The following is a 24,026-nucleotide window of genomic DNA, read 5'->3' as shown; positions in this document are numbered from 1 at the left end:
CTCACTCGCCGCGCTGGCGCGCTTCCAGCCGCCGGTACAGCGTGCTGCGGCTGATGCCGAGCTTGCGCGCCGCCGCGGCCATGTTGCCGCGGCAGGCAGCGAGCACCTGGTCGATCGCCTGGGCCTCCAGATCGTGCAGGTTGCCGGCGACCGGACCGGCGGCGAGCGCAGGTGACGCGGATGCGCTGGCTGCCGGGCGGCGCCAGCCATCGGGCAGGTCGTCCACCGTCAGCGTCGCACCCACCGTGCCGAGCGCCATCAGGCTGCGCAGCACGCCGACCAGCTCGCGCACGTTGCCCGGCCAGCGCCGGGCGGCCAGCTCGCGCACCAGTTCCGGCGCCAGCCACATCGGCACCTGCTCGGCGCCCAGCGCGGCCCACAGGCGGCGTACGGTGTCGGCCACGTCCGGATGCTCGCGCAGCGGCGGCAGGTGCAGCACCGACTGCGCCACGCGGAAGTACAGATCGGCGCGGAATTCGCCGCGGTCCACCGACTGCTGCAGCTGGCGATGCGTGGCGGCGATCACCCGCACGTCGATGGCATGCGAGCGGCCGCCACCAAGTGGCGTTACCTCGCGCTCCTGTAGCACACGCAGCAGTCGGCTCTGCAGCGACAGCGGCATGTCGCCCAGCTCGTCCAGGAACAGCACGCCGCCGTGCGCCTCGCGCAGCAGGCCTGGCGCGCCCTCGCGGCGAGCGCCGGTGAACGCACCGGGCAGATGCCCGAACAGCTCCGACTCGATCAGCGCCTCCGGCAGCGAGGCGCAGTTCACCGCCACGAAAGGGGCGTCGGCGCGTGAGCTGCGGCGATGCAGTTCGCGCGCCACCACTTCCTTGCCGGTGCCGGTCTCGCCCTGCAGCAGCACGGTGATGTCGGCGTCGAGCAGGCGCACCTGGCGTTCGATCGCGGCATCCAGCTGCGTATCGAACACGGTCGCGGGCGCGCGCAACGGGCGGATCGCCTGCTTCGGCGGCGAGGACTCGCGGGGAGAGCGCACGGTTCCCGGCACGACGATGCGCGAGCGCTGCGGGTCACGCCGTGCGTGCACCATGTCGCCGGTCTGGCAACGCATGCTGGCGACGCTGCCTGGCACCGGCAGGGCCGAGGCGAACAGCTCGTCGTAGCGGCGCTTGCCCAGCTCGCTCCAGTCCAGTCCGAGCAGGCGCAGCGCGTGGCGGTTGGCCGCGGCGAGGCGATGCCCCTCGAACACCAGCATGCCCTCGCGCGCCGTGCCGATCAGTGCAGGATCCGGCTGGATGCGCACGATGTCGGCGCCGTCGAAGGCGCACTCGAACAGACGATGCTCGATCTGCTCCACCGCCAGCTGCACCATGCCCAGCGCGTGCAGGTGATGTACCGAGGCGTGGCCGGACAGGTCGAGCACACCGACCACCCGACCCTGCGGATCGAAGATCGGCGAGGCCGAGCAGCTCAGCACACGATGCGGTGCGTAGTAGTGCTCGGCACCGCGCACCTCGACCGAACGCCGCTCGACCAGCGCGGTGCCGATCGCGTTGGTGCCGGTGGACTGCTCGCTCCACGGCACGCCCGGGCGCAGCGAGACGCGCGCGGCCTTGTCTAGGAAATCCGGGTCGCCCAGCGCATCCAGGATGAAGCCGTCCGGCGCGGTCAGCACCACGATCGAGCCGGCCTGGTTGGCGCTGGCGTACAGCGCTTCCAGCTCGGGACGGCACAACCGGCGCAGCGCCTCGTGGCGCTCCTGCATCTCGCCCAGCGCACGGCGCTCGACCGGCATCAGGCTCGGCTTGGCACTGGCCACCAGCCCCTGCTCCAGGCAGCGGCGCCACGAGGCGAGGATGGTGTCGGAGACCAGTCCGCGCGGAGCGGCGCCATCGTCGAAGAAGCGGCGCCGGGCGGTATCGATCGATTCGGACATCACGTTGTGTCGCATGGAACACTCCGGTGTGTCGCAATCTGCGACACCTGTTGCGAGGTGTGTTCCGATACAAAGCACACGCTCTTGCGGAGCGCAACGCGACCTTGGTGAACGGCGCTGCTGCGATGCAGCGACCGGGAAATTTTCGCGAGCGTGCGCGCCTTCCGGCTGGTTGGCACGGCGCAACATCGATCGCATGCGGCCGGTGGCTGGCACGGCTTTCGCTGTGCTGTACCCACCTTCCACCAGTCGCGGAGCCACGCCATGACCAAGCTCGAACAACAGCACCTCGCCGTGCAGGTCCCCTTCAAGCAGCGTTACGACAACTTCATCGGCGGCCAGTGGGTGGCGCCGAAGGCCGGGCGCTACTTCGAGAACATCACCCCGATCACCGGCAAGGCGTTCTGCGAGATCGCCCGCTCCGACGCGTCGGACATCGAGGCCGCGCTCGATGCCGCGCACGCGGCCAAGACCGCCTGGGGCCGTACCCCTGTGGCCGAGCGCGCGCTGATCCTCAACCGCATCGCCGACCGCATGGAGCAGAACCTCGCCCTGCTCGCCCACGCCGAGACCTGGGACAACGGCAAGCCGATCCGCGAGACGATGGCCGCCGACCTGCCGCTGGCGATCGACCACTTCCGCTACTTCGCCGGCTGCATCCGCGCGCAGGAAGGAAGCATCGGCGAGATCGACCACGACACCGTCGCCTACCACTTCCACGAACCGCTGGGCGTGGTCGGCCAGATCATCCCGTGGAACTTCCCGCTGCTGATGGCCGCGTGGAAACTCGCCCCGGCGCTGGCCGCGGGCAACTGCGTGGTGCTCAAGCCGGCCGAGCAGACCCCGGCCAGCATCCTGGTGTGGGCCGAACTGGTCGGCGACCTGCTGCCGGCTGGCGTGCTCAACATCGTCAACGGCTTCGGCCTGGAAGCGGGCAAGCCGCTGGCCTCCAACCCGCGCATCGCCAAGATCGCCTTCACCGGCGAGACCACCACCGGCCGGCTGATCATGCAGTACGCCAGCCAGAACCTGATCCCGGTGACGCTGGAGCTGGGCGGCAAGTCGCCGAACATTTTCTTCGACGACGTGGCGCGCGAGGACGACGACTTCTTCGACAAGGCGCTGGAAGGCTTCACCATGTTCGCCCTCAACCAGGGCGAGGTGTGCACCTGCCCGAGCCGTGCGCTGGTGCAGGAGTCGATCTTCGACCGCTTCATGGAGCGCGCGGTCAAGCGCGTGCAGGCGATCAAGCTGGGCAACCCGCTCGACCCGTCGACGATGGTCGGCGCGCAGGCCTCCGGCGAGCAGATGGAGAAGATCCTGTCCTACATCGACATCGGTCGGCAGGAAGGCGCCAAGGTGCTCACCGGCGGCGCGCGCGCCGAGCATGGCGGCGAGTTGAAGGACGGCTACTACGTGCAGCCGACCGTGTTCCACGGCCACAACAAGATGCGCGTGTTCCAAGAGGAGATCTTCGGCCCGGTGGTGTCGGTGACCACGTTCAAGACCGAGGCCGAGGCGCTGGAGATCGCCAACGACACGCTGTACGGGCTGGGCGCCGGCGTATGGAGCCGCGACGCCAATCGCTGCTACCGCTTCGGCCGCGAGATCCAGGCCGGCCGCGTGTGGACCAACTGCTACCACGCCTACCCCGCGCACGCGGCGTTCGGCGGCTACAAGCAGTCCGGCATCGGTCGCGAGACGCATCGGATGATGCTCGACCACTACCAGCAGACCAAGAACATGCTGGTGAGCTACTCGCCGAAGAAGCTCGGCTTCTTCTGACGCAGCACCGGGGACGGCCGTAACGGCCGTCCCCAGCCGCCTTGTCGGTCCGGTGGTCGCTGGGGAGCGGCCGCCATCTGAGGGGACTGCACCAAAGGGTTTTCGCCACGCCATGCCCGCTTCGCGCGGGCGTGCCCGGAGCGTGCGCCCTGTCCCTGGCCGATGCGGCGGCAAGCACGGGGCACGGCATCCGCCGGCTCCGCATCACGGCGGACGGCCACGACCGCGCCGCCGACCAACCGAGGGGAGAGGGGCAATGAAGGCACGTTCACCGCAACACGACGCCCGACAGCGTCGATCCGCGCCGCGTCGCGGGCGGCTTGCCGCCTGGCTGGCGCTGGGCCTGGCCGCGGCACCGGCGGCGGCCGGTGCAACCGAGTTCAAGGGCGACAGCTGGACCGTCGACATCAGCGGCTACGTCAACGCGTACTACACCACCGTGAGCTGCTCGGGCGACGCCGTCGGCGGTACCGCGCTGGCCGGTCGCGCGCTGGGCTGCGGCGGCCAGCCGAACCGCACCACGATCGGCAACGGCCTGCTGCCGAACGCACTGGTGACCAAGTTCACCACGCAGCAGGAGGGCATCGATGTCGGCGCGCAGATCGGCATCATGGCGCACACCGCCACCGGCGACGCACTGTCCGCGAACAGCGGCGTGGACGTGCGCCAGGCATTCTTCACCCTGGGCACGCCGGAGTTCGGCACGGTCAAGCTCGGCCGCGACTACGGCGTGTTCGGATCCAACGCGATCCTCTCGGACATGACCCTGGTGGGCGCCGGCGCACCGACCCAGGCCACCCAGCGCGGCCGCGTCACGCTCGGCCACATCGGCGCCGGCTACACCTACCTGGGCAGCTACGGCCAGATCGTCTACACCTCGCCGACCACCAGCGGCTTCACCTTCACCGGCGGCGTGTTCAGCCCGGTCGACAACACCGGCAACTACGACTCGCGTTCGGCGCCGCAGGTGCAGCTGCAGCTCGGCTATGCCAGCGGCGGCTTCAAGGCGTGGATCGGCGGCAAGACGCAGCGCTTCTACGCCAAGGACGGTACCGGCGCGATGCCGGCACAGTTCACCATGACGGCCGCGGAGATCGGTGCCTCCTATGCCATCGGCGACTTCAGCCTGCTCGGCAACGTCCAGGCCGGGCATGGCATCGGCATCCTCACCGACGGCGACCAGGGCAACGCCAAGGGCGTGAACTACCTGGTGCAGGCCACCTATGCCGTCACCGACAAGCTCAAGCTCGGCCTCAGCGACGGCCTCAGCCGCAACCGCGACGACCTCGCCAGCACCGCCGACTTCAAGTCCAACAGCAACGTCACCGCCGGCGCGTACTACGCGCTGACCAAGAGCGTGACGCTGGCCTTCGAACTCGGCCAGACCCGATCGAAGGATTTCGCCGGCCATACCGCCCGCCTCAATGGCGGCTCGGTCGGCGGCATCGTCTTTTTCTGACCCGCACCATCCGCCACGAGGACCCACGACATGAAGCGAATCGCACACCTTCGCCGCACCGCCCTGATCGCCGCCCTGCTGGCCACGAGCGCGGGGGCCATGGCCGCCGAGCACTACGCACCCGTCACCGACGCGCGACTCAAGGCGGCAGCCAGCGACAATGGCTGGCTGATGTACCGCCGCGACTACACCAGCTCCGGCTACGCTCCGTTCACCCAGATCGACACGGCCAACGTCGCCCACCTGAAGCCGGTCTGGGACTACAAGACCGGCTTCGACCAGGGCCATGAGGCACCGCCGGTGGTCAACGGCGACTTCATGTTCATCACCACGCCGAAGGACGAGCTGCTGGCCTTCCAGGCGAGCACCGGCAAGCTGTTGTGGAAGTACCAGCACGACCTCTCCCACGTCGGCCTGCGCACCGTGTGCTGCGACGTGGTGAACCGCGGCGTGGCGCTGTACGGCGACGACGTCTACATGGCCACACTGGACAACTACGTCGTCGCGCTGGACGGCCGCACCGGCAGGACCGTGTGGAAGCACCAGCTCGCCCCGGCCGACAAGGGCACGGCGATGACGCTGGCGCCGCTGGTGGTCAAGGGCAAGGTGGTGGTCGGCCTGTCCGGCGGCGAGTACGGCGCGCGCGGCTTCATCGAGGCGCTGGACGCGAAGACCGGCAAGCCGGTGTGGAAGCAGTACACGATTCCGGCACCGAACGAGCCGGGCGGCGACACCTGGCCGAAGGGCGCCTACAAGACCGGCGGCGGCGGCGCCTGGCTGACCGGCACCTACGACGCCGATACCGACACCCTGCTGTGGGGCGTGGGCAACCCCGGCCCGTGGCTGGCGACGCTGCGCCCGGGTGACAACCTGTACACCGACTCGGTGATCGCGATGAACCCGGCCACCGGCAAGATCAAGTGGCACTACCAGTACACGCCGAACGACACCTGGGACTACGACGGCACCAACGAGACGGTGCTCACCGACATCGACTACGAGGGCAAGCAGCACAAGGCGCTGGTCACCGCCAGCCGCAACGGCTGGTTCTATGCGATCGACCGCACCGACGGCAAGCTGATCTACGCCAAGAAGTTCGCCACCGCCACCTCGGTCAGCGGCTTCAAGGACGGCAAGCCGCAGACCGACCCGGCGCTGCGCCCGACCATCGACAAGGAAGTGTTCACCTGCCCCAGCTTCCTCGGCGGCAAGAACTGGTGGCCGATCTCGGTCGACCCGCAGACCCACCTCGCCTACGTGCCGACCATGCACACCTGCATGACCATCAAGGGCGCCACGGTGGCCTACAAGGCGGGCCTGCCGTTCCTCGGCGAGACCTTCAAGGTGGTCGCCGATCCGGCGCACAAGGGCCAGTGGGGCTCGGTGCAGGCGATCGACGTGAACACCGGCAACCAGGTGTGGAGCTACCCGTCCGCGCTGCCGTGGAACAGCGGCATGCTCAGCACCGCCGGCGGCCTGGTGTTCTCCGGCAGTGCCGACGGCCACCTGGTGGCGTTCGACGCCAAGACCGGCAAGGTGCTGTGGAAGAGCCCGGAGATGACTTCCGGCGTGATCGGCGTGCCGAGCACCTGGGTGGTCGACGGCAAGCAGTATGTCGGCGTGTACGCCGGCTGGGGCGGCGCCACGCCGATCTGGGGTGGCGACATGGCGAAGGATCCGGCCGTGATGAACATCCCGGTCGGTGGCCACCTGTATGTGTTCTCGCTGTAACCGGAGCGCCTGACGATGACACTGACCTGCCATTCCCGCCCGCGTGCGTGGCTGGTCGCGATCGCCGCCGTACTTCTGTACGGCGGCACCGCGGCAGCCGCCGACCTGTCGGTCTGCATCGACAGCTCCAGTCCCACCGCCGCCATGGACACCCGCCTGGCGCAGGCGGTGGCGCAGCATGAGCACGCCATGCTGCAAATCCACCGCTTCGACGGCAGCGGCGACGACGACGGCTTCGACCTCGACCACTTCAACAAGCTCGCCGGGCACAGCTGCGATCTGGTGCTGGGCTTCCCGATCGATGCCGACGCGCATGGCGCACCGCCCGGGCTGAAGGCCAGCACGCCCTACGGCCACACCGGCTTCGTGCTGGTGACCCCGCGCGGCAGCCACGTCGCCACGCTGGACCAGCTGGCCGCCGGCAGCAACGTGGCGGTGACCTACCAGACCACGCCGAACCTGTACTTCATCGACCATCGCCAGCTGGTCGCCGACGTGCACCTGAGCGACGAGAACGCGCTGCGTGCGCTGGCCCGGCACCAGGTGCCCGCGGCGATGCTGTGGGAGCCAACGGTGCGCCGCTATCTCGCCGGGGCGGGATCGCGCAGCGGGCTGCAGATCCATCCGCTGCACGAGCCGCACGCCAACTTCAACCTGGTGGCGTTGTATGACGCCAGGCACCAGGCCGCGGCCGACGCCTTCGAGCAGGCGATCGCCGCGATCCAGGCCTCCGGACGCCTTGCCGACCTGCTGGCACCGTACGCCCGCACCGGGGCGGTCGGACCCTCGCGTCCGGTGGCCCGCACCGCCCGGGCGGAACGAAGTGGTCGCCGTGTCGCACGCCATTGCGCCGGTGCCGCACCCAAGCCCATGGGCGATCGCAAGGCGCACCACGACGACGACGCACTGCCGGCGCTGTACACCGCAGCCCAGGCGGAGCTCGGCCAGGCCAAGTTCAAGGAGAACTGCGCGGTATGCCACGGCCCGCACCTGGAAGGCCGCGCCGGCCCGGCCCTGAAGGGCGCCAATTTCGCCTCGGAAGAAGCGCAGTTCCACGTCAAGGACATCTTCACCATCCTCGTGCACAACATGCCGGCGACCGAGCCGGGCAGCCTCGCGCACGACGATTACGTGCAGATCATGGCGTTCCTGCTGCAGCAGAATGGCTACCCCGCCGGCGGCAAGCAACTGACCTACGACGAGGCGCTGAGCTCGAAGGTGAAGCTGCTCTATCACGGCGAATGACTGGCCGAAGGGCGGGCCGGAGGCGCATGCTCCCCCGGCCCGCCCTTTTCCGTACGAGACGAGGAGATGGATGTGATGCATGGATCGATGGGCCGTCCGACCGGGACTGTCGGCTCGCGGTACCGCCTCGCGATGGTGCCGCTGGCCAGCGCCCTCGCGCTCGCGCTGATCACGCCAGCTGCTGCCCAGACCGCTCCGACCGATGACGCCACGTCGCTGCCGGCGATCCAGGTCAACGCCAGCCGGCTGGATATCCCGCCGTTCGACGTACCGGCCGCGCTGAGCGTGATCCATGTCGATCCGGGCAACGCCGGCCTGCCCGGTGTGAATTTCTCCGAAGCGCTCGCCGGCGTACCCGGCATCCTCGCCCGCGACCGGCAGAACTACGCGCAGGACGAACAGATCTCGATCCGCGGCTTCGGTTCGCGCACCACCTTCGGCGTGCGCAGCATCCGCGTCTACATGGACGGCATCCCGGCCACGCTGCCGGACGGCCAGGGCCAGGTATCGGCGTTCAACCTGGACTCGGCCGACCGCATCGAGGTGCTGCGCGGTCCGTTCTCGGTGCTCTACGGCAACGCCGCCGGTGGCGTGATCCAGCTCTACACCGCCGACGGCACGCCCACCCCGCAGACCACGCTGGGCGTGTACGGCGGCAGCTACGACAGCTTCCGCTACATGGCCGATACCCGCGGCACGGTCGGCCCGGTCGACTACAACATCGCCGCGTCGGAATTCCTCTCCGGCGGCTACCGCGCGCACAGTCGCGTGCGCCGCGAATCGGACAACGCCAAGTTCGGCATCGACCTTGGGCAACAGCGCAAGCTCACCGTTGTGCTGAACCGGATCAACCAGCCCGATACCCAGGACCCGCTCGGCCTGACCCGCGCGCAGATGGAGCAGGATCCCCGCCAGGCCACCGCGGTGGCAGCGACCTACAACACCCGCAAGAGCGCGAAGCAGAACCAGGTCGGCCTGATCTACGACCAGACCCTCAGCGCCAGCGACCAGTGGCGCGCGATGGCGTACTACGGCTACCGCAGCATCATCCAGTACTTGTCGATCCCCACCTTCGTACAGAAGAACCCGCTGCAGTCCGGCGGCGTGGTGGCGCCGGCCACCAACTACGGCGGCGCCGACCTGCGCTGGACCCACCGCGGCCAGCTCGGCAGCGGCAGCTACGAGGCGGTGCTCGGCGCCAGCGGCGACTACCAGATCCAGCGTCGTACCGGCTACGAGAACTTCATCGGCAGCACGCTGGGGGTGAAGGGAACGCTGCGCCGCAACGAGCACGACAACGTCAACAACGTGGCCGGGTACGCGCAGTTCTACTGGCACTTCGTGCCGCAGTGGGCGCTGCTGCTTGGGCTGCGCCACGACACCGTGCGCTTCACCGAGCACGACTTCTACATCACCCCGAACAACCCGGACGACAGCGGCCACGTCACCTACAGCGCCACCACGCCGGTGGTCGGCCTGCAGTACCGCGCCAGCGATGCGCTGCGCGTCTACGCCAGCTACGGCCGCGGCTTCGAGACACCCAGCTACAACGAGCTGGGCTACCGCGCCGACGGCCAGGCCGGCCTCGCCTTCGACCTCAAACCCGCACGCAGCAACAACTACGAGCTGGGTGCGAAGTGGCAGGCGACAAAAGGGCTTGAAGTCGATGCTGCGCTGTTCCGCGCCGATACCCGCAACGAACTGGCGGTAGCGAGCAACACCAACGGTCGCGCCACCTACCGCAATGCCGGCCACACCCGCCGCGAGGGCGTGGAGCTGTCCGCCACCGGCGAGCTGGCGCCGGACTGGCGCCTCAGCGCCGGCGTCACCCACCTGCGTGCACGCTTCCAGGACAGCTATCTCGCCTGCACCGGCTCGCCGTGCACGGTGCCGACCACGCCGGTCGCCGCCGGCTCGCGCATCCCCGGCGTGCCGCAGGACTACGGCTCGCTGCGGCTGGAACACGGCAACGGCAACGGCTGGCGCGAGGGCATCACGCTCACTGGCGTCGGCTCAGTCGTGGTGAACGACTTCGGCACCGATCGTGCTGCCGGCTACGCGCTGGTCGACGTCGACGCCGGCTACACCTTCGCGCTGGGAGAAACCACCCGGCTCGACCTCTCGGCGCGCATCAGCAACCTGGCCGACCGCCGCTACGTCGGCTCGGTGATCGTCAACGACGGCAACGGCCGCTACTTCGAACCCGGCCCCGACCGCAGTTACATGCTGGGTGCGCGGCTGACCTTCTGAGGTCGCGCTTCAAGAGGAGGAAACACCATGTCCGCCCCCGCCACCGACATCGCCAAGGTGCTCGCCACACCCGCCGCCGAAGCGCTGATCGAGCGTTTGCGCGAGCGGCACGGCTCATTGCTGTTCCACCAGTCCGGCGGCTGCTGCGACGGCTCCTCGCCGATGTGCTATCCGCAGGACGACTTCATCGTCGGCGACCGCGACGTGCGCCTGGGCGAGATCGCCGGCGCGCCGTTCTACATGAGTCCCTCGCAGTACGAATACTGGAAGCACACCCAACTGATCATCGACGTGGTCGAGGGTCGCGGCGGCATGTTCTCGCTGGAGAACGGCGAGGGCGTGCGCTTCCTGACCCGCTCGCGGCTGTTCACCGACGAGGAAGTCGAGGCGCTCAAGGCGGCCGGGCGGTTCTGAGCCACCGGTTTTTTTTCGGATACGCCGCAGCCCGCGCAGGCGCTGGGCCAGCCGGGCTTTTCCACAGGATTGTCCACAATATCTGGGGTTGACCGCCCCGGATCGGCCCACTATGTTGCGCTCGTTGGTGCCCGCCCAGACGTGATCGTCGGTCGGGCTTAAAAGGGAATCCGGTGCGAATCCGGAACTGCCCCGCAGCGGTAAGTGGAAACGAAAGCGATCAATGGCACTGGGTCTCTGCGCCTGGGAAGCCTTCGCGAGTAGGAGGACTGCCAGGTCCATGTCCGCAAGTCCGAAGACCTGCCAGCACGTCGGGCCCCATGGGCCGGCGGTCGCGTCCGGTGAGACGCGGTGCGCCGATGCTCTCGCGACCCGGCGCAGGTGACCGTTTCCGCGGGGAGACGCGTCGCATGGCAGGCCTTCATGCGCCTGCGTGTCGACGCGTTTTTCCATGGAAGCCAAGCCTCAGGCCCTGCGCGCGGGAGCAGGCGTTTGAGTTTCGGAACCGTCGCGTCGTCCCAGGGGCCTCGGCGGTGGAAATCAAGGGAGCGAGGCAAAGCGATTTTGAGTCGGATTTTTTGATCGTTTGAGGAAGATAGCCGTAGCTATCTGACGAAAAGGAGCGAAAAAGCCGGCCAAAAGCGCGAAGCCGCAGCCCCTCGAGTTTCTACCGTCGAGGCTCCTTACCCCTCCCGGGCCGGCGCGGCGGATTCCCCTTCGGGAGCTTCCACCATGGAATCGCTGGACACCCTCGACCGCGCACCGGCTGCGGTCCCGTCGCCCACCCTCGCCGACGGCATGCCGCCGTCGGACTTCACCCTCACCCCGCCGCACAACCCCGGCCAGATGCGCGTGACCAAGCGCAACGGTGGCCAGGAGATCGTCGACGTCAACAAGATCGTCCGGGCGGTCACCCGCAGCGCCGACGGTCTGCACGCGGTCGATCCGCTGCGCGTGGCGCTGAAGACCATCGGCGGCCTGTACGACGGCGCCACCACGGCCGAGCTGGATCAGCTCTCGATCCGCACCGCCGCCGCGCTCACCGCGGAGGAGCCCGAATACGGCCAGCTCGCCGCGCGCCTGCTGTCCGCCTTCATCGACAAGGAAGTGGCCGGACAGGAGATCCAGAGCTTCTCGCAGTCGATCGCCCACGGTGCCGAGGTCGGCCTCCTCAACGCGCGGCTGCGCGATTTCGTGGCGCTCAATGCGCGCAAGCTCAACGACGCGATCGATCCGCTGGCATCGCGCCGCTTCGAGTACTTCGGCCTGCGCACGGTGTACGACCGGTATCTCTTGCGGCACCCCACGAAGCGCTACGTGATCGAGACGCCGCAGTACTTCTTCATGCGCATCGCCTGCGCGCTGGGCGGCAACGACGGCGGCGCCCATCAGATCAGCGAGACGCTGGAGCTGTACCGACTGCTCTCTTCGCTGGAATACATCCCCAGCTCGCCGACGCTGTTCAACGCCGGCACCACGCACGAGCAGCTGTCCTCGTGCTTCCTGCTCGACTCGCCGGTCGATTCGCTGGAGTCGATCTACGACAAGTATGCCGACGTGGCCAAGCTGTCCAAGTTCGCCGGCGGCATCGGCATCGCCTGGTCGCGCGTGCGTTCGCGCGGCTCGCTGATCCGCGGCACCAACGGCCACTCCAACGGCCTGGTGCCGTGGCTGAAGACGCTGGATGCCTCGGTCGCCGCGGTGAACCAGGGCGGCAAGCGCAAGGGCGCCGCCTGCGTGTACCTCGAGCCCTGGCACGCCGACATCGAGGAGTTCCTCGAGCTGCGCGACAACACCGGCGACGAGGCGCGCCGCACGCACAACCTGAACCTGGCCAATTGGATTCCCGACGAGTTCATGCGCCGGGTCGAGCGCGACGGCGAGTGGTCGCTGTTCGATCCCAAGGTCGTGCCGCATTTCGTCGACAGCTGGGGCGAAACCTTCGAAACCGCGTATCGCCGGGCCGAGGCAGACGGCCTCGCCGCGAAGACGGTAAAGGCGCGCGAGCTCTATGCCCGCATGCTGCGCACGCTGGCGCAGACCGGCAACGGCTGGATGACCTTCAAGGACCGCTGCAACGCCACCAGCAACCAGACCGCCCAGCCGCACAACGTGATCCACCTGTCCAACCTGTGCACCGAGATCCTGGAGGTGACCTCGGCCGGCGAGACCGCCGTGTGCAACCTGGGTTCGGTGAACCTGGCGCGGCACGTGGCCGACGGCGCGTTCGACTTCGACCAACTCGCCGCCACCGTGCGTACCGCAGTACGCCAGCTCGACCGCGTGATCGACCTCAACTTCTACCCGATCGCCACCGCGCGCAGCGCCAACATGAAGTGGCGCCCGGTCGGGCTGGGCGTGATGGGCCTGCAGGACGTGTTCTTCAAGCTGCGCCTGCCGTTCGACTCGGCCGAGGCGCTGGCGCTGTCCACGCGCATCGCCGAGGAGATCTACTTCCACGCGCTCGGCCAGTCGAACGAGCTGGCGATGGAGCACGGCGCGCACGCCGGCTTCGCCGAAAGCCGGGCTGCGAATGGCGAACTGCAGTTCGGCTACTGGCCGAACGCACAGCCGCACGAGCCGACGCGCTGGGCGGCGCTGCGCGAAAGCATCAAGTCGCACGGCCTGCGCAACTCGCTGCTCATCGCGATCGCACCGACCGCGACGATCGCCTCGATCGCCGGCTGCTACGAATGCATCGAGCCGCAGGTGTCCAACCTGTTCAAGCGCGAGACGCTGTCCGGCGATTTCCTGGTGGTGAACCGCTACCTGGTCGACGAACTGAAGACGCTGGGCCTGTGGACCGCCGAGGTGCGCGACCAGATCAAGCTGGCCGAGGGCTCGATCCAGGGCATAGCCGCTATCCCCGAACGGCTGCGCGCGATCTACCGCACCGTGTGGGAACTGCCGCAGAAGGCCCTGATCGACCTGGCCGCCGCGCGCGGTGCATACATCGACCAGAGCCAGTCGCTGAACCTGTTCATGGAGAACCCGAACATCGGTCAGCTCAGCTCGATGTACATGTACGCATGGAAGGCCGGCATCAAGACCACCTACTACCTGCGCTCGCGACCGGCGACGAAGATCGCCAAGGCGACGGTGAGTGCGGGGAAGGCGGTGGCCGAACCTGCTGCAGAACAGGACCAGGCCACCGCGGCGGTGTTCTGCTCGCTGGAAAACCCCGAGTACTGCGAGGCCTGCCAGTAAGCCTGACGTACCTCACCGTCATCCCAGCGAACGCTGGGATCCAGTGACGTGGTCCGTAGCGTGGAAGACGCTGGATTCCAGCGTTCGCTGGAATGACGGCGAGGGAAAACATTCTGCTGGGAGCCATGGACGGCTACCCGCAGATTTCCGGGTAGAGATCACGCCAGTAGGGATTCGACGCCTCGATGAGTTCGATCTTCCACGTCCGCTTCCACGCCTTCAGCGCCTTCTCGCGGGCTATCGCCGATTCCATGGTTTCGTGCAGCTCGAACCAGACAAGGTCATGAACACGATGCCGGCTGCCGAATCCTTCGATGACGTCGTTTCGGTGTTGCCAGATGCGCGCCGGGAGGTTCGAGGCGACACCGATGTAGAGCGTGCCGTTGCGGCCACTCGCGAGCAGATAGACGCACGGTTGACGTTCGCGCATGACGCCATAGATCCAGAAAACCCAACCCCGTCATTCCAGCGGACGCTGGAATCCAGCGCCTTCGGATTTGACCGCCACACCACGTAGGCGCAAGGCACTGGATCCCAGCGTTCGCTGGGATGACGGCAAGACCAACCCTGCGCGCGCAGCCCGCAGCGCTTCATAAGGAAGTCTCATGTCCGCCCAACCCGAGCACCCCCCACACCTCCTCGACCCCGGCTTCGAGCTCACCCTGCGCCCCATGCGCTACCCGGCGTTCTACGAGATGTACAGGAACGCGATCAAGAACACCTGGACGGTGGACGAGGTGGATTTCTCGCTCGATACCAGCGACCTCAACAGCAAGATGTCGGCGGCCGATCGCCACCTGATCCATCGGCTGGTGGCGTTCTTCGCCACCGGCGACACCATCGTGGCGAACAACCTGGTGCTGAACCTGTACCGGCACGTCAACGCGCCGGAAGCGCGCATGTACCTGTCGCGCCAGCTCTACGAGGAAGCGCTGCACGTGCAGTTCTACCTGACCCTGCTGGACACCTACATCCCCGATCCGGTCGAGCGCAATCGGGCGTTCGCGGCGATCGAGAACATCCCTTCGATCCGCGCCAAGGGCGCGTTCTGCTTCAAGTGGATCGACTCGATCCAGCAGCTCGACCGCCTGGATACGCGCGAACAGCGGCGGCAGTTCCTGCTCAACCTGATCTGCTTCGCGGCCTGCATCGAGGGGCTGTTCTTCTTCGCGGCGTTTGCCTACGTCTACTTCCTGCGCTCGCGCGGCCTGCTGCACGGGCTGGCTTCGGGCACCAACTGGGTGTTCCGCGACGAGAGTTGCCACATGGCCTTCGCGTTCGATGTGGTGCGCACCGTCCGCGCCGAAGAGCCCGAGCTGTTCGACGATGCCATGCGCATGCAGGTCGAGCAGATGCTGGAAGAGGCGATCGCCTGCGAGACCCAGTTCGCCGAGGATGTGCTGTCCGGAGGCGTCGCCGGCCTGTCGGTAAAGGACATGCGCCAGTACCTGGAGTACTGTGCCGACCAGCGCCTGGCCCAGCTCGACCTGCCGAAGAAGTACGGCGCGACCAACCCGTTCGACTTCATGGACCTGCAGGACGTGCAGGAAGTGACCAACTTCTTCGAACGGCGCGTGTCGGCCTACCAGGTCGGCGTGTCGGGCGAGGTGGCGTTCGACATGGCATTCTGAACGGATAGCAGCATGTTTCGACACCTGGGTGATATCCGGGCGTAACAAAGATCGTTAAAATTGTGTGGTTACAGACGCCGAGTCCCTCCCCGGGGCCCGGCGTTTGCGCGTCTTGGGCTCCGATAAGGGCCTGAGGCGCATCGGTTTTCCCACTACCCGAGGTCTTTCCGATGAAATCCACCCTTCGCGGCCGGCTGCTGCCCGTCGCCATCGCCACTCTGCTCGCCGTCGGCACCGCCTCGGCGCAGAACGTGACCACCTCCGGCGTCGCCGGCCGCGTGCTCGACACCGCCGGCCAGCCGGTCGCCAACGCCACGGTGACCATCGTCCACCGTCCGTCCGGCACCACCAAGACCGTGACCACCGACGCCGACGGGCGCTACGCCGCGCAGGGCCTGCGCGTAGGCGGTCCGTTCGACATCACGGTGAACAAGGGTGGTTCGACCGCCGCCGAGCAGGACAACGTGTTCCTGCAGCTGGGTCAGACCTCGTCGATCAATCTGAGCATGGCGCCGAGCGCCGCCCAGGCCCGCAATCTCTCGGCCGTGACCGTGAGCGCCTCGGCGCTGGCGCAAACCTTCTCCAGCGAGAACAAGGGCCTGTCGACCAACATCTCGCAGCAGCAGCTGGCCGCCACCCCGCAGGGCAATCGCTCGGTGGACGACGTCGCCCGCCTCGACCCGCGCATCACCGTGCTGGACCAGGGCGTGGGTTCGATCTCCGCCAACGGCATGAACAACCGCTACAACAACATCGCGGTGGACGGCGTGACCCAGGGCGACCCGTTCGGCCTGAATGCCAACGGCCTGCCGTACCAGAAGGCGGCGATCTCGCCGGAGACCATCGCCGAGTACAACATCTCCACCGCCAACTACGACGTGAGCTCGGACACCGTCGGCGCCGACGTCAACGCGGTGACCAAGTCCGGCACCAACCAGTACCACGGCTCGCTGTACTACTCGTACCGCAACGCCAACCACCTGGTCGGCGACGCCGGCTGGCTGCCGTCGAGCAACCCGGGCTACAAGTACAACGGCTACGACAAGGACGCGACCTACGGCGCGACCTTCGGCGGCCCGATCATCAAGGACAAGCTGTTCTTCTTCGTCTCGGCCGAGCACGAGAAGACCACCGGCATCGGCGCCGATTCGGCCAACGGCCTGGACGCCTCGCTGGGTGACGGCGCGTCGACCAGCAACAAGGTGTCGCCGGGCGACCTGCAGAAGGTGATCGACACCGCCACCGCGCTGGGCCTGACCCCCGGCAACTTCGGCGGCTCCACCGGCCTGACCTACGACGACAAGCGCTATCTGGGCAAGATCGACTGGAACATCACCGACAACCACCGCGCCAGCTTCACCTACCAGAACACGCGCGAGCTGCTGCCGGCCGTCGGCGGCAACGGCGCCAGCAGCGTCGGCCTGTCCAGCTACACCTACACCAAGAAGATCACCACCAACAATTACGTCGCGCACCTGTTCGACGACTGGTCGGACAGCTTCTCCACCGAAGCGAAGGTCGGCTTCCAGAAGTACGTGCAGGACACCACCGCGCCGTACCAGCAGCCGTCGGTGACGGTGAACCTGTCGCCGGACGGCAAGGGCCCGTCGGTGAACCTGGGCGAGGAGCGCTACCGCCACTACAACCACATCGATACCAAGAAGCTCAGCGTGTTCCTGGCCGGCACGTACTACGTCGGCGACCACACCATCAAGGGCGGTATCGACTACCAGCGCAACAAGATCAACAACCTGTTCGGCCAGGCCGAGTTTGGCGTGTACACGTTCTGGGGCCTGGCCAACTTCGCTGCCGGCAACTACAACAAGTACGAGCTCTATCACCCGGCGCCGGGCTACACGCTCAACGACATCGCCGGCAAGTGGACCTACAGCCAGTACAGCCCGTTCCTGCAGGACACCTGGCAGGTCAACGAGCAGCTGTCGGTGCAGTACGGCGTGCGCGTGGACATCCCGCACTCCAGCAACGCGCCGGTGTACAACGCCGCGTTCGAGCAGGCGTTCGGCTATCCGAACAACTACACCATCGGTTCGCACAACCGCGTGGTCGAGCCGCGCCTGAGCTTCAACTACTCGTTCGACAGCGACTACCGCACGCAGCTGCGCGGTGGCGTGGGCCTGTTCCAGACCTCGCCGCCGACGGTGTGGATGACCAACCCGTACCAGAACAACGGCGTCACCCTGCTGTCGTATACCTCGTTCGATCCGTCGACCGCCGCGTTCAGCGCCGATCCGTTCAACCAGAACATCCCGGCCGGCGGTGGCGCCGGCTCGATCGACACCATCGACAAGAACTTCAAGCTGCCGACCGTGTGGAAGGCGAGCCTGGCGCTCGACCGCGAGCTGCCGTGGTGGGGCCTGGTCGCATCGGCCGAGTACCAGCACATCCAGGTGCGCGACGGCATCCTGTACCAGGTCGTGAACTTCGGTGCGCCGACCGGCGTGCTGCCCGACGGCCGCGAGCAGTTCTGGAAGACCCCGGGCGAGGCGCCCACCTCGAAGGACGCGCTGGCCAACCGCAACCTGGCCTTCAGCTCGGCCTCGACGCTGCTGACCAACACCCACAAGGGCAAGTCCGACAGCTTCACCCTGGCGGTCAGCAAGCCGTTCACCGACGGCCTGTCCGGCACCGCGAGCGTGACGCTCAACCACGCCACCGACGTCGATCCGGGCGCCGACACCATCGCCTACTCCGGCTACTCGCGCATTGCGCGCCTGAACCCGAACAGCGACGTGGCGGCCACCTCGAACTACAACACCGCCAAGAGCATCAAGCTGGCGCTGAACTGGAGGCACAACTTCTTCGGCGACTACGCCACGCAGGTGTCGATGTTCTACAACGGCCGCACCGGCAACCCGTACACCTGGGTGTTCGGCAACGACGCCAACGGCGACAGCATCTCCGGCTGGGATCCGGCGTACATCCCGACCGCGAACGATCCGAAGGTCAGCTACGGCAACGCCACCGCGCAGCAGATCCAGCAGTTCCAGGATTTCCTCGCCAGCGACAAGTACCTGAAGGACCATCGCGGCCAGATCGCGTCCCGCAACGGCGCGCACACGCCGTGGGTGACCACGCTGGACATGAGCTTCTCGCAGGAGATCCCGGGTCTGTTCAAGGGCAACAAGGGTGAGGTCCGTCTGGACGTCTACAACTTCCTCAACCTGATGAACAAGAACTGGGGCCAGCAGCGCATCACCGGCATCTACCCGACCCGCACGCTGGTCAACTACGGCGGCGTGAACGCGCAGGGCCAGTACGTCTACAACCTGCCGACCGACAAGAACGGCAACTACCAGCCGCAGCCGCTGCAGGTATATGACGGCGGCTTCTATGACCCGAGCCGCGTGGTGTCGCGGTGGTCGGCCATGCTGACGCTGAAGTACACGTTCTGATCCATCGCACCACCGTCGTACCGGAAACGGGCGCCCCTCGGGGCGCCCGTTTTTCTTTGCCGGATCGGCTGCCAGAAGGCCTGTTGACTACAGGTGTAGTCATGGCGTAGCTTGACTACACCTGTAGTCATACGGAGCCCCGCCATGGGCAAGCCCACGATCGGCGACCAGGAACTGGCGCTGCTGCACTATCTGGCCGAGCACCCCGCCGCCTCCGTCGGCGAGGTCGCGGCCGACTTCGGCGAGGCGCGGGCCCTCGCCCGCTCCACCGTGCTGACGATGATGGAGCGTCTGCGCGGCAAGGGTTACCTCAAGCGCCGGCAGCTCAAGGGCGTGTACCGCTACGACGCCGCCACCGGCCCGGCCGAGGCGATGCGCAGCGCGGTCGGCAGCTTCGTGGAGAAGACCCTGCGCGGCTCGGTGTCCCCGTTCGTGGCCTACCTGTCCGAACGCGCCGAAGTCAGCGACGCCGAGCTGGCCGAGCTGGAATCGCTGGTCGCCCAGTTGCAGTCGCAGCGCAAGGAGCGCTGACATGGCCCCCCTCGAGAGTCTCGCGACCGCCCTGCTGGAGCGCCTGGTCTGGAGCTCGCTGCAGGCCTGCGTGCTGATCGGCGCGGTTGCCCTGGTGATCCGCCTGCGACCGCGACTGCCGGCAGCCGTGCGCTGCCAGCTGTGGTGGCTGGTCGGCCTGCAGTTGCTGGTGGGCCTGCTGTGGCTCAACCCGGTGCCGCTGCGATGGCTGGCCGCTGCGCCGGCGGAAGTTCCGGCACACGTCTCGGTGGTGCGGTCCGCGGTCAACACCGAGGGGCCGCCGCTGATGGTGTCTGCTACGACGGACAGCCCGGTGCTGGTGGGTTCCCCGGATGATGCGGGGCGTGGCCACTGGCATGCGGAACTCGCCGCCTGCTGGATCGCGGGCCTGCTGCTGTTGCTGGTCCGCGCTATGCGCCAGCAGCACGAGGCATGGTCGCTGCGCCGCGATTCGACGCCGCTCGACGATGCCGCCCTGCAGGCCCTGTGCACCCGACGGGCCCGCGAACTCGGGCTGCGCCGCGCTCCCGACTTGCGCGCCAGCACGCAGGTCGTCTCGCCGCAGGTGGTCGGACCCTGGCGGCCGGCGATCCTGCTGCCTGCCGAACACTCGCTCTCGCCGGACGAGACAGCGATGGCGCTGGACCACGAACTGGCCCACCTGCAGCGCGGCGACCTGTGGCTGGCCTGGGTCCCGGCGCTGGCGCTGCGGTTGTTCTTCTTCCATCCGCTGGTGCGCTGGGCGATGCGCGAGTACGCCCTGCACCGCGAAGCGGCCTGCGATGCGCAGGTGCTTCGGCATTCCGGCTCGGCCCCACAGGCCTACGGCCGACTGCTGCTGCGCCTGGGCGTGGGCCACCCCCTGCACGCCGGCCTGGCCGGCGCATCCCCCACGTTCGAGAACCTGAAGAGGCGACTGACCATGCTGCAACAGACCGATCCCTCCTCCCGCCTGCGCGGGTGGCTGCTGGTGGCGCTGATCGCCGCCGTCGGCGTGGTGCCCTACCGCGTCACCGCGGCCGAGCCCTCGCTGACCGGCGCCGCCGTCTCCGCCCGCCCGGCCAGTGCCGCGGCACCAGCCGCCGCCACGGCCGGACAGGATGCCGCGCCGATGCCGGTGCCGCCCGCACTGCCGGCGCCTCCCCCGACTCCGCCGGTCGCCGCATCGATGCCACCGCCCCCGCCACCGGTGGCGCCGCCCGCCCCACCCGCACCGCCGGCGCCTCCCGCGCACAACATCGCCTTCAGCGGCTACAGCCACATCGACATCGATACCGACGACCACGCGCAGAACGGATTCGCGCTGTTCGACGGCGACTCGGTCACGATGAGTGGTACCGACGGCGACGTCGCCATCGCACGTCGCCTGCGCAAGGGCAGCGAGCCGCTGCTATGGGTGCGCCGTGGCGACAAGTCCTACGTGATCCGCGATGCCGCCACCGTCGCCCACGCCAGGGCGATCTATGCACCGGTCACCGCGCTTGCCCGCAAGCAGGGCGAGCTCGGTGGCAAACAGGGCGAGCTAGGCGGACGCCAGGGTGGCCTGGGCGCGCAGCAGGGCGCACTCGGCCAGCAGCAGGCCGAGCTGGCGATGCAACGGGCGGCGCTGATCGGCCAGAACGACGCGGCCTCGCGCGCGGCCACGCTGGAGGCCCGCGAGCAGGACCTACAGGCCCGCCAGGCCGAACTCGGCAAGCGCCAGGCCGAACTGGGCCGGCAGCAGGCCGAACTCGGCAAGCAACAGGCCGAGCTGGGCAAGCGTCAGCAGGCGGCCTCCGCCCGCGCCGACCGCGAGCTCTCCGCGCTGATCGACGGTGCGCTGGCCAAAGGCCTGGCCGAGGCTGTGCCGGTGCGCTGACCCACACGTGTCGCGCAGCAAAAAGGCCGGCCCCGCGGGGCCGGCCTTTTTCGTCTGAAACCCCGCGCCGCTCAGGGCATCGTCGGGTGCATCGGGTATTCCTTCGGCGGGGTGCCGCCCATCAGGTAGCGCACAAAGTAGTCCCAGCGCCGGCGCATCACGTACGGCGCGTCCTCGGCGTAGCCGTGGTGCATGTTCGGCAGCAGCAGCATGTCGAAGTCCTTGTTGGCCTTGATCAGCGCCTGCGCCACCAGCAGCGTGTTGGTCACCGGCACGTTGTCGTCCATCGTGCCGTGCACCAGCATCAGGTGGCCCTTGAGGTTGGCCGCGTGGTTCTGGTTGGCCTGGTCGTCGTAGTTGCTCTTGCCGTCCTTGTCGGTGACCAGCTTGCCCTGGTACTTCTCGGCCCAGTCGTCCTCGTAGTTGCGGTTGTCGTGGTTGCCGCTCTCGGACCAGCCGACCTTGAAGAAGTCGGGATAGCGGAACATCGCGTCGGTGGACGCGTTGCCGCCGCCGGAGTGGCCCCAGATGCCGACGCGGGTCGCGTCGATCCACGGATAGCGCTTGGCCAGTTCCCTGATGCCGGCGACCTGGTCGGGCAGCGTGTTGTCGCCCATGTTGCCGTACCACGCATCGTGGAAGGCCTTGGAACGGTAGGGCGTGCCCATGCCGTCGATCGCCACCACGATGAAGCCCAGCTCGGCCAGCGCCTGGTGGTCGACCCGCGCCGCCGAGAACGCGCGCGATCCGACCGAACCGATCTGCGGACCCGGGTACACGTAGTCGACGATCGGGTACTTCTTGTGCGGGTCGAAGTTGGACGGCTTGAACATCAGGCCGTACAGCTCGGTCTTGCCGTCGCGCGCCTTCACCGTGATCGGCACCGGCGGCACCCAGCCCACGGCCCGCAGGCGGCTGATGTCGGCCTTGGCCACGGTGGCCAGGGTGTGGCCATCGCCGCTGGAGCGCAGCACCGTCACCGGCGGCACGGTCGGGGTGGAATACGCGTCGACGAAGGTGTCGCCGTCCGGGGACAGGCTGATCTGGTGATCGGACGGCTCGGGCGTGAGCAGGGTCGGCTTGCCGCCGTCGAGGCTGATTTTGTAGAACTGGGTGAAGTACGGATCCAGCCCCTTGGTGCGGCCCACCGCCTCGAACCACACGGTGCGGGTCTTCGGGTCCACCTTCAGCATCTCGGTCACCACGCTGTCGCCGGTGGTGATCGCGTGCTTGAGCTTGCCGGTGGTCAGGTCGTACAGGTACAGCTGGCCCCAGTTGCTGCGCTCGGAGTACCACACCGCCTCGTGGGTGGCCGGCAGATAGGCCCAGTTGGCCTTGCCGATGCCGCTCTCGTAGTAGGTCTTGGCCGACTCCTCGAACACCGTGCGCACCTTGCCGGTGGCCGCGTCGGCGATCCGGAACCACTCGTGCTTGTGATGACGCGAAGTGGAGACGAAGGCAATGGTCTTGCTGTCCGGCGCCCACTTCACGTCGTCCCAGCCACCGTCCGGACCGCAGCTGACGTCGTCGCACAGGGTCGAGCGGTGCTGGTCGGCCGGCATGTCCAGCCGCACCACCTTCTTCGTCGGCACGTCGATGACGACGCGCTCGATCATGGTGATGTCCTTGTCGCCGGCCAGCGGGTACTTCCACGCCTCCAGCTTCGGATGGCCGACGTTGGTGGTGAACATGTACATGTCACCGGTCTTGCGCTGGTCCTGCTGGAAGGTCGCGATCCTTTTCGAGTCCGGCGACCACTCCAGGATGGCATGGTCGGTGTGCTTCCAGCCGGCGTTGTCGGTGGCGTAGCCGAAGTTCTTCACGCCGTCGGTGGTGAGCTGGGTCTCCTTGCCCGTGGCGACGTCGCGGATCCACAGGTTCCAGTCGCGGATGAAGGCCTCGGACTTCTTGTCCGGCGACAGCACGCCCGGCTCGTCGCCCTTCGCTTCGCCCCTGGCCGGCTCGGCGCACACCGCGTCGGCGCTGCACAGGTAGGTCTTGCCGCGGACTTCCAGCTGGTAACGGCCGTCCGGCGCCACGGCGATGCCGCGCAGGCCGAGCCTGTCCGCCTCGATCGGCTTGCCGCCGGCCAGCTTGCTCAGCGATTGGGCCAGCCTGGCCTGGTCGAACAGCGGTTCGCTGCGGCCGGTGGCAGTGTCCATGCGGCGGTAGTGGTCGCCGCTGGCGTCGTGGTCGTCGTAGGCGAAGTGCGTATCGTCCAGCCAGGAGACGCGGGTGACCGCGTGATTGACCAGCGGGATCGCCTTGTAGCCGACCATCTGCTCGGCGCGGGCGTAGTCCGCATCGGTGAGCACGGGGCCTTCGGCATGGACGCCGGCGGCAAGGCCGGCGAGGACCAGCGCGCCGAGCAGGCGCGATGTCGCGGGGATGGATCGCATGAGGGACTCCGCTGCGTGGGAACGTGCGCCGGAAGGCTCCGGCGATAATCCGGACAGCATCCCTGATTCGCGGCGTGCCCGCATCGCGGAAGCCCGCAGCGCCCCTGTCGCTGCCCGATCCCGGATGCTAGTCCCGCCAGCCACGGGGGTACCCCTGCCAGAAGTCCTGTCGACAAACCCGCCTTGACGCTGCGCACGGCCCCATC

At 67.9% G+C, this 24,026-nt stretch carries 14 protein-coding genes and 1 riboswitch; of the genes, 11 read left to right on the top strand and 3 right to left on the bottom strand.

Features of this window, described 5'->3' with window-relative positions; all coding sequences use genetic code 11:
• Nucleotide 1: 1 nt before the first annotated feature.
• On the bottom strand, nt 2-1,912 hold the full coding sequence (locus NC595_RS02985; RefSeq protein WP_253564787.1) for a sigma-54-dependent Fis family transcriptional regulator: 1,911 nt from the start codon (nt 1,910-1,912) through the stop codon (nt 2-4).
• 249 nt (nt 1,913-2,161) lie between these two features.
• Between NC595_RS02985 and adh the strand changes: the two genes are divergently transcribed.
• The 7 genes from adh to NC595_RS02950 all read left to right on the top strand — a co-directional run bounded on the left by adh (nt 2,162) and on the right by NC595_RS02950 (nt 13,988).
• Nucleotides 2,162-3,682 (top strand): aldehyde dehydrogenase, encoded by a 1,521-nt coding sequence (gene adh / locus NC595_RS02980; protein WP_253564786.1) that lies wholly within the window; start codon nt 2,162-2,164, stop codon nt 3,680-3,682.
• Nucleotides 3,683-3,938: 256 nt separating this feature from the next.
• Nucleotides 3,939-5,141 (top strand): porin, encoded by a 1,203-nt coding sequence (locus tag NC595_RS02975; RefSeq protein WP_253564785.1) that lies wholly within the window; start codon nt 3,939-3,941, stop codon nt 5,139-5,141.
• A 30-nt stretch (nt 5,142-5,171) separates the two neighbouring features.
• Nucleotides 5,172-6,872, top strand: a complete 1,701-nt coding sequence (locus NC595_RS02970; RefSeq protein WP_253564784.1) for a methanol/ethanol family PQQ-dependent dehydrogenase — start codon at nt 5,172-5,174, stop codon at nt 6,870-6,872.
• A gap of 15 nt (nt 6,873-6,887) precedes the next feature.
• Entirely contained in the window at nt 6,888-8,117 is a 1,230-nt protein-coding gene (locus NC595_RS02965) for a c-type cytochrome (protein WP_253564783.1), read from the top strand.
• An 87-nt stretch (nt 8,118-8,204) separates the two neighbouring features.
• The gene (locus NC595_RS02960; protein ID WP_253564782.1) at nt 8,205-10,367 is read left to right on the top strand and encodes a TonB-dependent receptor family protein; all 2,163 of its coding nucleotides are present in this window, start codon (nt 8,205-8,207) and stop codon (nt 10,365-10,367) included.
• 27 nt (nt 10,368-10,394) lie between these two features.
• Entirely contained in the window at nt 10,395-10,781 is a 387-nt protein-coding gene (locus NC595_RS02955) for a DUF779 domain-containing protein (protein WP_253564781.1), read from the top strand.
• Nucleotides 10,782-10,889: 108 nt separating this feature from the next.
• Nucleotides 10,890-11,103: riboswitch (cobalamin riboswitch) on the top strand.
• A gap of 476 nt (nt 11,104-11,579) precedes the next feature.
• A complete protein-coding gene (locus NC595_RS02950; protein ID WP_253565687.1) occupies nt 11,580-13,988 on the top strand; it encodes a ribonucleoside-diphosphate reductase subunit alpha in 2,409 nt (802 codons plus the stop codon).
• Between the two features lie 133 nt (nt 13,989-14,121).
• On the opposite strand, the gene NC595_RS02945 is transcribed toward NC595_RS02950, so the two are convergent.
• Entirely contained in the window at nt 14,122-14,418 is a 297-nt protein-coding gene (locus tag NC595_RS02945; protein ID WP_253564780.1) for a GIY-YIG nuclease family protein, read from the bottom strand.
• Nucleotides 14,419-14,593: 175 nt separating this feature from the next.
• Here NC595_RS02945 and NC595_RS02940 point away from each other — a divergent pair, with 175 nt between their 5' ends.
• The 4 genes from NC595_RS02940 to NC595_RS02925 all read left to right on the top strand — a co-directional run bounded on the left by NC595_RS02940 (nt 14,594) and on the right by NC595_RS02925 (nt 21,421).
• Complete coding sequence (locus NC595_RS02940) at nt 14,594-15,619, top strand: ribonucleotide-diphosphate reductase subunit beta (protein ID WP_253564779.1); 1,026 nt, start codon at nt 14,594-14,596, stop codon at nt 15,617-15,619.
• A 170-nt stretch (nt 15,620-15,789) separates the two neighbouring features.
• Nucleotides 15,790-19,032, top strand: coding sequence for a TonB-dependent receptor (locus tag NC595_RS02935; protein ID WP_253564778.1), 3,243 nt, complete (start codon nt 15,790-15,792; stop codon nt 19,030-19,032).
• Between the two features lie 144 nt (nt 19,033-19,176).
• Nucleotides 19,177-19,563 carry a BlaI/MecI/CopY family transcriptional regulator gene (locus NC595_RS02930; RefSeq protein ID WP_253564777.1) on the top strand — a complete coding sequence of 129 codons (387 nt, stop codon included), beginning with the start codon at nt 19,177-19,179 and terminating at the stop codon, nt 19,561-19,563.
• 1 nt (nt 19,564) lies between these two features.
• Complete coding sequence (locus NC595_RS02925) at nt 19,565-21,421, top strand: M56 family metallopeptidase (protein WP_253564776.1); 1,857 nt, start codon at nt 19,565-19,567, stop codon at nt 21,419-21,421.
• 71 nt (nt 21,422-21,492) lie between these two features.
• Here NC595_RS02925 and NC595_RS02920 read toward each other — a convergent pair whose 3' ends face one another.
• A complete protein-coding gene (locus NC595_RS02920; protein ID WP_253564775.1) occupies nt 21,493-23,820 on the bottom strand; it encodes a S9 family peptidase in 2,328 nt (775 codons plus the stop codon).
• Nucleotides 23,821-24,026 lie beyond the last annotated feature (206 nt).

Source organism: Dyella lutea, assembly GCF_024158035.1.
Lineage (GTDB): Bacteria > Pseudomonadota > Gammaproteobacteria > Xanthomonadales > Rhodanobacteraceae > Dyella_A > Dyella_A lutea.
This window is presented reverse-complemented; position numbering and strand designations above follow the sequence as displayed.

Bases quoted from the DNA above. Each gene is read 5' to 3' on its own strand.
- NC595_RS02920 (WP_253564775.1), bottom strand. From the start codon at position 23,820: ATGCGATCCATCCCCGCGACATCGCGCCTGCTCGGCGCGCTGGTCCTC.
- NC595_RS02945 (WP_253564780.1), bottom strand. From the start codon at position 14,418: ATGCGCGAACGTCAACCGTGCGTCTATCTGCTCGCGAGTGGCCGCAAC.
- NC595_RS02970 (WP_253564784.1), top strand. From the start codon at position 5,172: ATGAAGCGAATCGCACACCTTCGCCGCACCGCCCTGATCGCCGCCCTG.
- NC595_RS02930 (WP_253564777.1), top strand. From the start codon at position 19,177: ATGGGCAAGCCCACGATCGGCGACCAGGAACTGGCGCTGCTGCACTAT.
- NC595_RS02960 (WP_253564782.1), top strand. From the start codon at position 8,205: ATGGGCCGTCCGACCGGGACTGTCGGCTCGCGGTACCGCCTCGCGATG.
- adh (WP_253564786.1), top strand. From the start codon at position 2,162: ATGACCAAGCTCGAACAACAGCACCTCGCCGTGCAGGTCCCCTTCAAG.
- NC595_RS02940 (WP_253564779.1), top strand. From the start codon at position 14,594: ATGTCCGCCCAACCCGAGCACCCCCCACACCTCCTCGACCCCGGCTTC.
- NC595_RS02975 (WP_253564785.1), top strand. From the start codon at position 3,939: ATGAAGGCACGTTCACCGCAACACGACGCCCGACAGCGTCGATCCGCG.
- NC595_RS02965 (WP_253564783.1), top strand. From the start codon at position 6,888: ATGACACTGACCTGCCATTCCCGCCCGCGTGCGTGGCTGGTCGCGATC.
- NC595_RS02985 (WP_253564787.1), bottom strand. From the start codon at position 1,912: ATGCGACACAACGTGATGTCCGAATCGATCGATACCGCCCGGCGCCGC.
- NC595_RS02955 (WP_253564781.1), top strand. From the start codon at position 10,395: ATGTCCGCCCCCGCCACCGACATCGCCAAGGTGCTCGCCACACCCGCC.
- NC595_RS02950 (WP_253565687.1), top strand. From the start codon at position 11,580: ATGCCGCCGTCGGACTTCACCCTCACCCCGCCGCACAACCCCGGCCAG.
- NC595_RS02935 (WP_253564778.1), top strand. From the start codon at position 15,790: ATGAAATCCACCCTTCGCGGCCGGCTGCTGCCCGTCGCCATCGCCACT.
- NC595_RS02925 (WP_253564776.1), top strand. From the start codon at position 19,565: ATGGCCCCCCTCGAGAGTCTCGCGACCGCCCTGCTGGAGCGCCTGGTC.